Origin of the sequence: Micromonospora sp. NPDC005215 (genome assembly GCF_040607915.1) — a bacterium.
In the GTDB taxonomy this organism is placed as follows: domain Bacteria; phylum Actinomycetota; class Actinomycetes; order Mycobacteriales; family Micromonosporaceae; genus Micromonospora.
This window is the reverse complement of record NZ_JBEXHQ010000035.1, coordinates 15,100-28,809: the sequence shown is the minus strand read 5'-3', so window position 1 is coordinate 28,809 and position 13,710 is coordinate 15,100. Positions and strand designations below refer to the sequence as shown.

At 72.1% G+C, this 13,710-nt stretch carries 12 protein-coding genes; 4 read left to right on the top strand and 8 right to left on the bottom strand.

The genetic code is table 11. From position 1 onward, the window contains the following. From ABZU25_RS23860 to ABZU25_RS23840, 5 genes are all read right to left on the bottom strand, one after another. Positions 1–351 (bottom strand): DUF2203 domain-containing protein, encoded by a 351-nt coding sequence (locus ABZU25_RS23860; RefSeq protein WP_355031580.1) that lies wholly within the window; start codon positions 349–351, stop codon positions 1–3. Positions 352–442: 91 nt separating this feature from the next. Continuing rightward, positions 443–1,261 carry a pyrroline-5-carboxylate reductase gene (proC, locus tag ABZU25_RS23855; RefSeq protein WP_355031579.1) on the bottom strand — a complete coding sequence of 273 codons (819 nt, stop codon included), beginning with the start codon at positions 1,259–1,261 and terminating at the stop codon, positions 443–445. A 72-nt stretch (positions 1,262–1,333) separates the two neighbouring features. Then, a complete protein-coding gene (locus tag ABZU25_RS23850) occupies positions 1,334–2,362 on the bottom strand; it encodes a 6-phosphofructokinase (RefSeq protein ID WP_355031623.1) in 1,029 nt (342 codons plus the stop codon). 171 nt (positions 2,363–2,533) lie between these two features. Then, entirely contained in the window at positions 2,534–3,037 is a 504-nt protein-coding gene (locus ABZU25_RS23845) for a pyridoxamine 5'-phosphate oxidase family protein (RefSeq protein WP_355031578.1), read from the bottom strand. 89 nt (positions 3,038–3,126) lie between these two features. Further along, positions 3,127–3,630, bottom strand: a complete 504-nt coding sequence (locus ABZU25_RS23840) for a polyadenylate-specific 3'-exoribonuclease AS (RefSeq protein ID WP_355031622.1) — start codon at positions 3,628–3,630, stop codon at positions 3,127–3,129. Between the two features lie 270 nt (positions 3,631–3,900). On the opposite strand from ABZU25_RS23840, the gene ABZU25_RS23835 reads away from it, so the two are divergent. Continuing rightward, complete coding sequence (locus ABZU25_RS23835) at positions 3,901–4,593, top strand: Crp/Fnr family transcriptional regulator (protein ID WP_088988366.1); 693 nt, start codon at positions 3,901–3,903, stop codon at positions 4,591–4,593. A 73-nt stretch (positions 4,594–4,666) separates the two neighbouring features. On the opposite strand, the gene ABZU25_RS23830 is transcribed toward ABZU25_RS23835, so the two are convergent. Continuing rightward, positions 4,667–4,864 (bottom strand): hypothetical protein, encoded by a 198-nt coding sequence (locus ABZU25_RS23830; RefSeq protein ID WP_355031577.1) that lies wholly within the window; start codon positions 4,862–4,864, stop codon positions 4,667–4,669. A 180-nt stretch (positions 4,865–5,044) separates the two neighbouring features. Between ABZU25_RS23830 and ABZU25_RS23825 the strand changes: the two genes are divergently transcribed. From ABZU25_RS23825 to ABZU25_RS23815, 3 genes are all read left to right on the top strand, one after another. Next, complete coding sequence (locus ABZU25_RS23825) at positions 5,045–8,557, top strand: adenylate/guanylate cyclase domain-containing protein (protein ID WP_355031621.1); 3,513 nt, start codon at positions 5,045–5,047, stop codon at positions 8,555–8,557. A 267-nt stretch (positions 8,558–8,824) separates the two neighbouring features. Beyond that, the gene (locus ABZU25_RS23820) at positions 8,825–9,676 is read left to right on the top strand and encodes a DUF308 domain-containing protein (protein ID WP_355031576.1); all 852 of its coding nucleotides are present in this window, start codon (positions 8,825–8,827) and stop codon (positions 9,674–9,676) included. A gap of 158 nt (positions 9,677–9,834) precedes the next feature. Then, on the top strand, positions 9,835–11,361 hold the full coding sequence (locus tag ABZU25_RS23815; RefSeq protein WP_355031620.1) for a trehalose-6-phosphate synthase: 1,527 nt from the start codon (positions 9,835–9,837) through the stop codon (positions 11,359–11,361). A 114-nt stretch (positions 11,362–11,475) separates the two neighbouring features. On the opposite strand, the gene ABZU25_RS23810 is transcribed toward ABZU25_RS23815, so the two are convergent. Together ABZU25_RS23810 and ABZU25_RS23805 are read right to left on the bottom strand one after the other, a co-directional pair. Further along, positions 11,476–12,294 (bottom strand): alpha/beta fold hydrolase, encoded by an 819-nt coding sequence (locus tag ABZU25_RS23810; protein ID WP_355031575.1) that lies wholly within the window; start codon positions 12,292–12,294, stop codon positions 11,476–11,478. Further along, the gene (locus ABZU25_RS23805; protein ID WP_355031574.1) at positions 12,291–13,697 is read right to left on the bottom strand and encodes an NAD(P)-binding domain-containing protein; all 1,407 of its coding nucleotides are present in this window, start codon (positions 13,695–13,697) and stop codon (positions 12,291–12,293) included. The genes ABZU25_RS23810 and ABZU25_RS23805 overlap by 4 nt, the downstream gene beginning before the upstream one ends. Between the last annotated feature and the right edge of the window lie 13 nt (positions 13,698–13,710).

Sequence of the window (13,710 nt, the reverse complement as noted above, 5' to 3'; positions counted from 1 at the left end):
TCAGAGCGGGCGGCGGCCGGCGAAGCCGCACTCGGCGCGGTGGTACCAGCGCACGTCGGAGTCGCCCTCCAACCAGCACCAGAGCACGGCGCGGCCGGAGCGCTCGCCGGGAAAGTCGAGCAGGACCGGGGCGATGCCCTTGACCTGGATGTCGTGCTGGTGCAGTTCGTCGACGATGGCATGCAGTCGAGCTTCCAGACCCTTGACCTCGGCCAGCCCGCCGAGCGCGCTCACACCGTGGTCGGCCAGGTCGGCGCGCAGCTCGGCCAGGTCGGCCCGGACCCGGATCAACTCGTCGACGCGCGGCTGCAGGGTGGCCACCAGGTGCCGGGCCTGGGCAAGTGTGAACACCGGGCCAGTATGCGGCACACGCGGCCCCGCGACGCACCCCAACTGTCACCCACCCTGAACGCGGCCATCCAGCCCCGACACGGCCAGCGGGTCAGTCGGCCTGGGCGGCCAGCTCCCGGGCGCGATCCCGGGCGGCCTCCAGCGCGGCGAGCAGCGCCGCCCGTACGCCGTGCTTCTCCAACTCCCGGATCGCGGAGATGGTGGTGCCGGCCGGCGAGGTGACCGCCTCGCGCAGCTTGACCGGGTGCTCCCCGGAGTCCCGCAGCATCACGGCGGAACCGATGGCGGTCTGCACGATGAGTTCGTGCGCCACCTGCCGGGGCAGCCCGAGCAGGATTCCCGCGTCGATCATGGCCTCGACCAGCAGGTAGAAGTAGGCCGGCCCGGAGCCGGAGAGCGCGGTGACCGCGTCCTGCTGTGACTCGGGCACCCGGATCGTCTGGCCGAGGGGCTTGAACATCTCCTCGGCCAACGCCAGGTGCGCCCCGGTGGCGTACGCGCCCGCCGAGATCGCCGTCATCGCCTCGTCGACAAGCGCCGGGGTGTTGGTCATCACCCGGACCACCGGGGTGCCCTCGGGCAGCCGGCGGTTGAAGAAGCTGGTGGGCAGGCCGGCGCAGAGCGAGATGACGAGCTTGTCGGCAGGCACCTTGGGGCCGATCTCGTCGAGCAGCGCGGCGGCGTCCTGCGGCTTCACGGAGACCGCGAGCACCGCCGCCTCGTCCACAGCGGTCAGGTTGTCGACGACCCGTACGCCGTAGCGGGCGGTCAGTTCGTCGGCGCGGGCCGGCCGGCGGGCGGTGGCCAGCAGCCGGCCCACCGGCCATCCCGAGCGCAGCAGCCCGGAGAGCATCAGCTCGCCGATCTTGCCCGCGCCAATGACCGCGACCGTGTGCACCCCGGCTGACATGTCGGCCCGTACCCCCTCGCGTCTGGTCGCGGCACGGCGGACCCGCAGGCCCGCCGTGCCGCCAACAGTCGATCAGCTGCCGAAGAAGACCTCGGCCTCGGCGTACCGCTCCAGCGGCACGGTCTTCAGCTCGCGGGTGGCCTCCGCGAGGGGCACCCGGACGATGTCGGTGCTCTGCATCGCGACCATCTTGCCCCAGTCACCGTCGTTCACCGCGTCGATGGCCTGCAGACCCAGGCGGGTGGCGAGCACCCGGTCGAAGGCGGTCGGGGTGCCACCGCGCTGGATGTGGCCCAGCACCACGGTGCGCGCCTCCTTGCCGGTCTTGGCCTCCAGCTGCTCGGCGAGCCACTGGCCGATGCCGCCGAGGCGGACGTGGCCGAACGAGTCCAGCTCCTGGTTGGCGAGGACCATCTGGCCGTCCAGCGGCTGGGCGCCCTCGGCGACCACGACGATCGGGGCGTACTGGTGCTGGAAGCGCTTCTCGACGTAGCCGGCCACCTGCTCGACGTCGAACTGCCGCTCGGGGAGCAGGATCACGTTGGCGCCGCCGGCCAGGCCGGCGTGCAGGGCGATCCAGCCGGCGTGCCTGCCCATCACCTCGACGACCAGGGTGCGGTGGTGGCTCTCCGCGGTGGTGTGCAGGCGGTCGATGGCCTCCATCGCGATGTTGACAGCGGTGTCGAAGCCGAAGGTGTAGTCGGTGGCGCCGAGGTCGTTGTCGATCGTCTTCGGCACGCCGACCACGTGCACGCCCAGCTCGTAGAGCTTGGTGGCCACGCCGAGGGTGTCCTCGCCGCCGATCGCGATCAGCGCGTCGACACCCTGGGTGGCGAGGTTGTCCTTGATCCGCTCGACGCCGTTCTCGATCTTGAACGGGTTGGTCCGGGACGAGCCGAGGATGGTGCCGCCGCGGGGCAGGATGCCACGGACGTCAGCGATGCCGAGGGGCCGGGACAGACCCTCCAGCGGGCCCTTCCAGCCGTCCCGGAAGCCCACGAACTCGTGACCGTAGGTGGCGACGCCCTTGCGGACCACCGCCCGGATGACCGCGTTGAGACCTGGGCAGTCGCCGCCGCCGGTGAGCACGCCGATACGCATGATCCGCACATCCTCCTGGAGCATCAGGTAAAGCCCGAATTGCCCCAGGGTATGTGTCAGATCAGACCATCGGCGCCGTTGCCGGCCCGGGGCGGGCCGTCACTGCGAACTGTAGTCGGCCCGCCGGTGCGACGACAGCGCGCCCCGGGGCGACGGGCCGGCGATCGCTGCTCAGAACGTCACCTCGTGGTTCTCGCCGACCTTCGGCGGCTGCCCGGTGACGGCGGCCTTCGCGTAGCCGAGCAGGTTGACCACGGCGCTGCTGGCCGAGTCCCAGTACTCGGCGGAGCTGGCGTGCACCTTGATCAAGGTGAGCCCCGGGGTGTCCAGCCCATCGGGAAACCACGCCTTGAGCAGCGGGTTCCACAGCCGCTCGGCCCGCGCCCGATCGAATCCCTCGGTGGCGGTGCCGGAGATCGACACCCAGGCGTTGTGCTTCTGGTCGGAGAAGGCGACGTTGACCTCCGGATTGACCCGGAGCTGGCGGACCTTGGCCGATTCGGCGTGGGCGAAGAACCACAGCTCGCCGTCGAACTCAGCCTCCTGGAGCCCCATCGGCCGGCTCACCTGCCGCCCGTCCAGAGCAGTAGTGGTGAGCATGCAGATCCGCGCGGCCCGGGCCAGCTCGGTGACCCGGGCCCGAGCCTCGGCGGCGCTGGTCGGCTGGTTGCTCATTGCACTCTCCCTCGGATCGACTGGTCGATCCGATGCCCGGGACAGAACCGGCCAAACCTACGACAGTACGACCGCCGCTCGGCGGATCGTCATCGCCCGCCGGCCGTCATCGCCCGCCAGCGGGCCAGATTGTGCCGAGCATCGACCAGAGCGTCATGCCGGGCCGCGTCGGCGTCCGGCAGGGTCGGCCGACCACTGTCGTCCCAGAGCTGCCGCAGCTCCTTGGTGTACCGGGGAATCTCCCGGGGCAGCGCCGGCATCGCACCCCAGAGCTGGGCGAGCACCACATGGTCGTACGCGGCGTACCAGGCCCACAGCTCCAACTGCTCCCCCGGCCGGTCCCGAATCGGCTCGACCAGGAAGTCGTACAGGTCGTCGCGGATGCGCTCACGCGACCGCCAGGCCCGGTCGGCCGGGGACGGCAGCTTGTCCAGTACGTTGCGCCGGACCCAGGGCACGGCACGGGAATCGTCGAACTCCGTGGAGACCGCGTAGAACTCGCGGCCGTACTCGTCGACGACACCGATCGAGACGAGGTCGACGGTCGTGCCGTCCTCGATGAACTCGCAGTCGTAGAAATAGCGGTAGACCATTCCGGCCATCCTCGCCCACCGCCGCCGGGCCGCCCCCGGCGGGGGCCGCCGCAACGCTGGTGACGGGCCGCAGCGGCACTTCAATGACGGTACGCGGCAGCTCGCGACGGTCACGGAAGTGCTTCGAGGGGTGTACAGCAAGCGACCGGACCGTCATGATCTGATGTGTACCGCTACCGGATGCCGAATCGGTGTCAGTTCACCTTGTCAGGGCCATCAGGTTCACCCGGTGAGCGAGTTTGTGGTCCTTGACCGGGGAGGGGTTGGGCCGTGGAGATGCGCCTGCCGGAGCCGGGTGACGCGCTCACGGGTGTTGAGATGTTCGCTGGTTTGGAACCCGAGGTTCGGCAGCGCGTCATCGCCGCCGCCGTCCCGCGTACCTACCGCAAGGGCCAGTTGCTCTTCGTGGAGAACGACCCGGGTGAGTCGCTGATCGTGTTGCGCCGCGGCGCGGTGGCCGTCTTCCGCACGGCACCCACCGGCGAGCGGGCCGTTCTGTCGGTGATCCGTCCACCGGACGTGCTCGGCGAGGTCTCCCTGCTCGACGCGTCCACCCGGTCCGCCTCGGCCGAGGCCATCGAGGACTGCGCGGCGCTCGCGCTCTCGCGGGGCGCGTTCATGGAGCTGGTGCACTCCAACCCCCGCATCCTGGACGCGGTGATGCGCTCGCTGGGCGGGCTGATCCGCCGGCTGACCGAGCAGAACGCCGACCACGTCTTCCTCGACCTGCCGGGCCGGGTGGCCAAGACACTGGTCCGGTTGGCCGGCGAGAGCCAGGCACCGATGATCACGATCGAGCTCAACCAGAGTCAACTGGCCGAGATGGCCGGTGGTTCCCGGCAGAGCGTCAACCAGGCGATCGGTTCGTTCGCCAGCCGCGGCTGGCTGCGTACGGAGGGGCGCCGGATCGTGGTGACCGACGTGGCAGCGCTACGCCGCCGCGCCGGCATGAGCGATCGCTGACACCTCACGAGCAGCACGAAACGGCCGGGTCGCCAGTGGGCGACCCGGCCGTTTCGGCGTCATCGACGTGGGGTCACACCCCGGAGCTGCCCGGCCCGGCCCACTTGTCCGGGCCCTTGCCGTCACCACCCGGGCCGTGGGTCTGCTCGCTGACGATGCCCTCGGCCTGCAGCGTGGCGAGCGTGGCGGCGTCGACGTCCACCGAGTCGCCCGCGACGTGGCTGACCCCGTTGCCGTCGGTCCAGTCGCTCTCCAGCTTGACGTACACCATTGACCTGTCCCCCTCTGGTCCCTGATCGATATCCGGCCGCCTGAATGTAGTCGGTCAGCACCCTCGGTGACTGTCCACAAACCAACAGGCCAGTACCTGACAGCGGTCGAAGAGAGCGATAATCCCGGTCAGGGGACGACGCCATCGGCGTCGACCCGTTCGCCTCCGGGGGGAGATGTCATCGCCGCGCAGTGTGGACGCTGTGGACGCACGGCCGCCGACGGGGACCGCTTCTGTGGCGGCTGCGGCGCCGAGCTGGGCGCCGTGTGCCCGCACTGCCTGCGCCCGCTCGCCTCGGACGTCACGTTCTGCACGTCCTGCGGGTCGCCCCGACCGGGCGCGGACCGACCGGCCGCGGTCACCCCACAGGAGGACCGCCGCCGGGTGAGCGTGCTCTTCGTGGACCTGATCGACTTCACGCCGTACGTCGAGCGCACCGACCCGGAGCAGGTCCGTGGCATGCAGACCGGGTTCTTCTCCGCCGCCCGCCGCGTGGTCGGCCAGTACGGCGGGGTGGTGGAGAAGTACATCGGAGACGCGGTGATGGCGCTCTTCGGTGCCCCGATCGCCACCGAGACCGACGCGCTGCGCTGCGTACGGGCCGGTCTGGAGCTGCAACGGGTGCTCACCCGGTTCGCGCCGACCGGCAGCGACGAGTTGCGGTTCCGGGTCGGGGTGGCCACCGGCGAGGCGCTTGTCGACGTGGCCGCCGCGCGCGACGGCGGACAGGCCATCGTGGCCGGCGACGTGGTGAACACAGCCTCCCGGATGCAGTCGGTCGCGCCACCCGGTGGGGTGCTGGTCTGTGGCACCACCCAGGCGCTCACCAAGGATGCGATCCGCTACGAGGAGCAGCCCCCGGTCACCCTGCGCGGCCGGTCGTCGCCGACCGAGGTGTGGCTCGCCCTGTCCCCGCTGCGTCGCCAACCCACCGACCGGGAGCCGGACACCACACCGCTTGTTGACCGGGAACACGAGCTGGGGATGCTCGTCAACGCCCTGCACCGGTCGCTTCGCGACCGGCGACCGCAGGTGGTCACCATCTTCGGCCGGGCCGGCATCGGCAAGAGCCGGCTGCTGCGGGAGCTCTACCGGCACACCGGCCGGCTGATCGACGAGCCGCTGACCTGGCGCATTGGGCGCTGCCCGCCGTTCGGGGAGAACGTCACCTTCGCCGCGCTCGCCGACATCGTGAAGTCCGAGGCCGGCATCCTCGACACCGACCCGGCGACCAGCGCCGCGCAGCGGCTGGCCGCTGCCGTGGGCGAGCTGATCGGCCCGGGCGAACGGGACCGGGTGGTGGACGCGCTACGCCCGCTGGTCGGGCTACCCGGCACGCCGCTGCCGGCCGAGGAGGCAGAGTCGGCGTGGCGTCGCTTCCTGCTGGCGCTGGCCGCCCAGCGTCCCACCGTGCTGGTCTTCGAGGACCTACACTGGGCCGACGACGCGATGCTGCGTTTCGTGGAGCTGCTCGGGGCGGCGGCCCGCGACGTGCCGCTGCTGCTGCTGTGCACCGCCCGCCCGGAGTTGGTCGACCGGGACCCGAGCTGGGCCGGAACGATCACCGGCTCGGTGACGATCACCCTGCCGCCACTGCGCGACACCGGCATCGCCGCCCTGTACGCGCACCTGTTCGGCCAGGCGGCGTTCTCCGCCGACATGCTGACCCCGTTGATCGAGGTGGCCGGCGGCAACCCGCTCTACGCCCACGAGTACGTCCGGATGCTGATCGAGCAGGGGGCGCTGCGCCAGTCGGGGCGGGGGTGGTCGCTGGACAAGCAGCTTGAGCTGACCATGCCGGAGGGCGTGCACGCGGTGATCGCCAACCGGGTGGACCTGCTGGACGCCAAGGACCGCGCGGTGCTGCTGGCCGCGTCGGTGGTCGGGGTGCAGTTCTGGCCCGGCGCGGTCGCCACCGCGCTCGGGCAACAGGTCGAGTCGGTCGAGCGGTCGCTGCGCCGACTCGAACAGCGCGACTTCGTGCACGAGCAGGCCGCGTCGACGATGGCCGGGCAGGCGGAGTTCCGGTTCCGTCACGTGCTGGTCCGCGACGTCTGTTACCAGCGGTTGCCGCGCACCGAGCGGGTGGCCCGGCACGAGCGGGCCGCCGACTGGCTCGACGCGCTGTCGCACTCCCGCGACACCGACCTGGCCGAGGTGCTCGCGCACCACCGCTGGGCGGCGCACGAGATCGCCCGCTCGCTGGGCATGCAGGTGCGGCGCTACGCCGGGCCGGCGCGGCAGGCGCTGCACCGGGCGGCCAGACGGGCGTACGCGCTGCACGGGTTGGACGCGGCGGCCAGCCACGCGGGCCGGGCACTCGGCCTGGCCGACGACACCGACCCGGTGGGCCGGCTCCAGTTGGAGCTGCTGAGCACGGAGATCTCGTTCTACCGGGACGGCAACGCGTTCCTCTCCGGCGGCGGGCCGGAGCAGGTGCACGCGCTCGCCGACCGGCTGCTGTCGCACGGTGACAACGCGTGCGCCGCCCGGGCGTGGACGCTGCTCGGCCAGGCCGCCTGGCTGCGGGCCGACCGCGGCGACGCGTTGGCCTGCCTGGACCGCGCGGTGCAGCTGTTCGAGCCACTTCCGGACACCTCGCAGAAGGCGGACGCGTACGCCGAGATGGGCCGGCTGCACATGCTCAACTACGAGCGGGACCCGGCCGTGGCAGCGGCGGACACTGCGGCCGAGATCGCCGAACAGTTGGGCCTGACCGAGACCAGCACCAACGCGCGGATCACCGCGGCCACCGCCCGCTACCAGTCCGGGGACCGGGTCGGCCTGGACGAGCTGCACGCGATCGTCGAGTTCGCCCGGGCCGGTCAACTGCTGGCGCTGCCCCGGGCCACCCAGAACCTCGCCTGGGCGATCCGGGAGGAGGGCGACTGGCTGCGGTCAAACGCCCTGCTCTCGGCCGCGCCGGCGCGGACCGCCAGCGGTCAGACCCTGACCACCAGCTACTCGGCGGAGGCGATGCGCGCCTGGTTCGACGGCGACTTCGGGCGGCTCCTCGCAGCGGCGGAGGCGTTCGTGGACACGCCCACCGGGAGTTGGGACATGCAGGTGCGCGGGTTGCGCTGCTGTCTGCTGGTGCTTCGTGACGACGAGGACCCGGACGACCTGACCGACGCGTTGGACACCGCGCGGCGCAGCGGGTTCCACCGGCTGCTCTGGACGATGCTGAGCATGGCCGCGTTGTGTCGGGCGTTGCAGGGGCGCGACGCCGAGGCCGCGGAGCTGATCGAGGAACTGGATAAGCGCTGGTCGGCGGTGCCGGCCCTGGCCAGTGGCGAGTGGATCGCCGCGGCCGCGTACGCCGCCGCCCTGAGCGGTCGGAGCGCGGCGGTGCGGGTCCGCACGATGCTGGGCCGGGTCGGGCACCGCACGCCCTGGTCGGAGGCGGCGTTGCGGACCGTGACGGCGGCCCTGGCCGCGGCGGACGGCGACCATCGGCGCTCCGCCGAGCTGCACCTGGCCGCCGCCGAGACCTACGAGCGGATCCCGGACGTCAGCGACCGGGTGTTGGCGCTCGCGCTCGCGGCGGCGGAGCTGACCCGCGCCGGCGACCCGGCAGGCGCACGGGCGACCCGCGCGGAGGTACGCACCTTCGCGCTGCGCAACGACGCCCCCGGCCTGCTCGCCCTGGCCGGGCGGCCGATCAGCCCGACCGGGCCGGCGGTGGCCTGCTGAGCCGCGATCGGGCGGCCGGCTCTGCGCGTGGGGGTCGCCGGACTCGGGGCCGCATCGGCCGCCCGAATGCCAACGGTCACCGAGATGGCGCTGGTTGCGCAAGAACGGACAAAGAGCCCCGGTCGCGACCTGCGGCGGCAGCCGTGACTTTGGAAGACGCGACACAACGCACTCCCGGAACCATGCCCTGACGTGTCACGATTCAGAGCACGGCGTGCGGACGGGCGTCGAGGGTCGCGCCGAGAGGCGCTTAAGGGGGATGTCCGGGTGTCAGCGGGTGGTGCCCGCCGGGGACGGCGGGACAACGGGCTCGACGCGAACGAGTACGCCGTCGTCGGCGACGTCGATCCGCGCGTCGGCGAGCACCTGCTCGACGTGCTGGCCGCTGGCGGGATCGCCGCCTACCTGCAGCCCTCCGCCGACCTCAACCCGGTCACCCGCACCACCACCGTTCCGGCCCGGCCGGTCGACCGGCTCTACGTCGACCGTTCACACCTGACGACCGCACGGGACTATCTGACCCAGCTCGCTGACGAGACCACCCCGGAGCAGCCGCCCGCCCGCGACGAACCGGACATCGACGCCGAGTGGGCGCGGATCGTGGCCAGCTTCCACACCTCCTCCACCGTCGGCGACCACCCGTGGCCGGCCTCGGAGGACGTGGACGAACGGGACTCCCGGGACGAACCGGCAACCGGCCCGCTGGCCCGCTCGGGGACCGACGAGCCGGGTCCGACCGCCACCGACATCCGCCGGCTGCCGTCCGCCACCGACATCTCCGGGATCTCCGTGGGGCGCGGCACCCGGCCGGACGAGCCGTCGCTGCTGGACGGCTTGGACACCTTCGGGGCCGACCTGCCCGACGACGAGGACGACGAGGGCTACCACCCGCCCCCGCCGCCGCCGCTGCCCCGGGTCAGCAAGTACGCGGTGATCGGTGTGCTCGGGGTGGTCGTCGGGTTCGTGCTCTTCCTCTTCCCGTCGCTGCTCCCCATCGACCGCTCGGCGGTCACCCTGTTCGGGTTCACCGGCATCCTGGCCGGTTTCGTCACGCTGATCTGGCGGCTGCGCCCCGGCGACGAGGACGAGGACGACCCGGACAACGGCGCCGTCGTCTGATCCTGGCCCGCATCCCGGGACGACGCCGACCCGCCGGGGGCGTAACAGTGGTGTAACTTACTGTCAGTAGGAATACCGCTGTACGTCACTTCCCCCGCTGACTGACCGGTTTTCCCTTGCTCGTGGCGGTCAGTCCTCTGCTGATCGGAATGCCCGAGATGCGACAGAGTTCCCTCGTGGTGGTGGCCAACCGCCTCCCCATCGACGACAGCCAGGCCCCCGACGGGGCCTGCGAGTGGCGGCGCAGCCCCGGTGGGTTGGTCAGCGCGCTGCACCCACTGCTGCGGCACACCCCGGCAACCTGGGTCGGTTGGGCCGGCGGCACCGGTCCGGCCCCCGCACTACCGGACGTGGACGGCGTCCGGATGCACACCGTCGCGCTCAGCCCGGAAGACCTGCGCGACCACTACGAGGGGTTCGCCAACGCCACCCTCTGGCCGCTCTACCACGACGCCGTCGAGCAGCCGCAGCATCACCGGCGGTGGTGGGAGGCGTACCAGCGGGTCAACCAACGCTTCGCCGAGGCGACCGCCAAGGTCACCGAGCAGGGCGGGGTGGTCTGGGTGCAGGATTACCACCTGCAACTGGTCCCCGGCCTGCTGCGCGCGCTCCGTCCGGACCTGCGCATCGGCTTCTTCCTGCACGTGCCGTTCCCACCGCCGGAGCTTTTCATGCAGTTGCCGCGCCGGGCTGAGTTGCTGCGCGGGATGCTCGGCGCCGACCTGGTCGGCTTCCAGCGGGTGCAGGCGGCGCACAACTTCGCCCAACTGGTGACGAGGGTGCTGGAGTTGCCGGCCACCGACCGGCGGATCGGCATCAACGACCGGGTCGTGCGCATCGGCGCGTTCCCGGTCTCCATCGACACCGCCGAGATGGGCGCGCTCGCCGCCCGCCCGGACGTGGCCGCCCGAGCCCGCCGACTACGCCAGGACCTCGGCGACCCCCGGCAGGTCATCCTCAGCGTGGACCGGATGGACTACACGAAGGGCATCGAGCAGCGCCTCAAGGCGTACAGCGAGTTGCTCGCCAGCGGCGACGTCAAGGTTCGCGACACGGTGTTGGTGCAGGTCGCGATGCCGAGCCGGGAACGCGTCGGCCAGTACCAGATCCTGCGTGAGCGGATCGAGCGCGAGGTGGGCCGGATCAACGGCGAGTTCGGCCGGGTCGGCGAGCCGGCGATCCACTACCTCACCCAGCCCTTCGACCGGGCCGAGTTGGCCGCGCTCTACCGGGTCGCCGACGTGATGGCCGTGACTCCGCTGCGCGACGGGATGAACCTCGTCGCCAAGGAGTACGTGGCCGCCCGGGTGGACGACACCGGCGCCCTGCTGCTCAGCGAGTTCGCCGGCACCGCCGCCGAACTCTCCCAGGCGTACCTGGTCAACCCGCACGACCTGGAGGGGCTCAAGCAGGGCCTCTGCGCCGCGCTGCGGGCCAGCCCGGCCGACACCAGGCAACGGATGCGGGCCATGCGTGCCCACCTGCAGGAGCACGACATCCGGGCCTGGGCCCGCTCCTACCTGAGCGCCCTGGACGAGCGCGGCGCCCTGGTCGGCCGCCTGACCAGCAGCGACGCCAACCCCGGCACCGCCAACCCGGACGCCGCCACCTCCGCCGACGACGCGCGGGTCCCGCGACCCGCCCCCTCCACCGCCAGCTCGGTCACCCACCAGACCAGCGGCTGAGCGGCCTCCCCGGGTTCGTCGCCGAGCGCGACCCACCCGTCAGCAGGACCGGCGGCCGACCGTCCGCGCACGGCTGCGGCGAGGACCCGGCGGGCGCGCGGCCCACCCGGGTGCTCAGTGCGCCGTGGGCACCTTCTCCAGCCAGTCCAGGATCGCGTCGATCGGCTCCGCCCAACGCGCGTCCAGCATCAGGTCGTGGCCCATCCCGGGAAAGAGCAGCGGGGCCGAACCGTACCGGCGGGCCACCCGGGTCAATGTCGACGCCGGCACCACCCGGTCGTCCGGGCTGCCCAGCACCAGCACGGGCGGGGCGCCCACCGCCGGCTCGGCCTCCGGCTCACCCAGCAGAGCCCACTGCGCCCGCCGACCCGCCCGGCCGAGTCGTCCGACGTACCGCCGGGCCTCCTCGTCGGGCAACTCACGGCTGAACAACTGCCCACGGTTGAGCCGCAACGGCCCACCGAACACCGCCGGCACCGTGCCCCCCGGGTTGCGGCGCAACGCCGCGCCCAGCACTCCCCAGCCGCCGAAGACCGGCGCCACCAGCACCGCGCCCCGAGCCGGATAACGGGCCAACGCGTGTGCCACCACCAGAGCCCCGGCGCCGTGCCCCACCAGCACCGCCTGACGCGGCAGGCTCGCGGCCACCTGGACCACGTCGTGCGCGTACGCGCGCAGCGTCGCCTCCGGCGCCGGCTCGCTGCCACCGTGCCCGCGCAGGCTCACCGCGTACGCCGGGAAACCCCGCCCTGCCGCGTGACCCAACCAGTGCTCGGCGAACGCCCACGCACCGTGCCCGAACCCGGGAACGAAGAGCAGCGGCGGTCGCCCCTCCTCCAGCTCGGGGATCGCGCTGAGCACCTCCCGCCGGGCCGGTCGGACCGGACGCGACCACTCCCCGCCCCGCATGATCCGCAGCTCGCTCGTGCTCATTTGCCCTCCAGCTCGACCAGGGCGCGCTGGATGGCGCGCAGGTAGTCGGCGTGGCCGACCTCGAACCAGTGCCGGCTGCTCTCCTTGACCTGCCCGGAGTAACGCTCCCCGGCGCGCTCACGCACCCGAGACGCGAACGCGGCGGCCCGCTCCGGTCGGTCCCGGCGGGCCAGCAGCAGCCGGGCGAAGAGCACCGTCTGCCAGTGCGACAGGGTGAACAACCCGGAATCCGGCTGCACCAGGCCGGCGACCGCCAGCGTCGGGTGCCCCGGGGTGAACGCGTTGAGCCACAGCGTGGGCCGGCCCGCCCCGGCGCTGTCACCGAACACCGACGCGTCCAGAAACTCGAAGCGCGGCAGGTAGCCGGTGGCGAAGATGACCACCTCGGGGTCGATCTCGCGGCCGTCGGCCAACTCCACGGCGTACGGGTGGAACCGGGCGATGTCCGGCACCGGGCCGATCCCACCGTGGCCCACGTAGTAGACGAGCTGGCTGTTCGCGATCGGGTGCGTCTCGTACACCCGGTGGTCGGGCTTGGGCAGGCCGAACCGGGTCAGGTCGCCGACGGTCAACCGCAGCGTCCAGTGGTAGAGCCACTGCCGCACCCGCAGTGGCACGCGCAACGCCAGCAGGCTGTCGTTCACCTGGTCGGCGGGGCGGCCGAGCACGTACTTCGGCGCGTACCAGTAGCCGCGCCGGGTGGAGTGCCAGCAACGCGACGCCTGCTGGGCGGCCTCGACGGCGATGTCGCAGCCGGTGTTGCCGGCGCCGACCACAAGCACCCGCTTACCGCGCAGCTGCGCCGGGTCCTTGTAGGACGAGGCGTGCATGATCTCGCCACGGAACTGTTCCAGGCCCTCGTAGCGGGGCAGCTTCGGTGACCAGTTGTGGCCGTTGGCGATCACCACAGCCGCGTACCGGGAGGTGCGCTCCGGGCCGTACCCGCCGGTGGAGCGGGTGGTCACGTCCCACCGGTCCCCCTCGGCGGGCTCGACCCGGATCACCTCGGTGCCGAACCAGATGTGCGAGCGCAGGTCGAAGTGGTCGGCGTACCGCTCGAAGTACGACAGCAGTTGACCGTGGTGCGGGTAGTCCGGCCAGGAGTCCGGCATCGGGAAGTCCGGGAACTGGGTGAACGGCTTCGACGAGATCAGGTGGGTGCTGGCGTACACCGGGCTGCGGTCGTGCCGCCAGTTCCAGGCGCCGCCGACGCCCGTCTCCCGCTCGTAGCAGTCCACGCCGAAGCCGTGTTCGCGCAGGTTCTTGATGGCCGTCAGGCCGCTGGCCCCGGCCCCGATGACGCAGACCGTGTCGCCCCGGTCGGAGACCGGGGGACCGTCGCCGCTGCGCGCGGACGAGGTCGCCTCCGGGTCGGGCCGGCCGTGGTCGGTGGAGGTGGACACCGGGACATCTCCT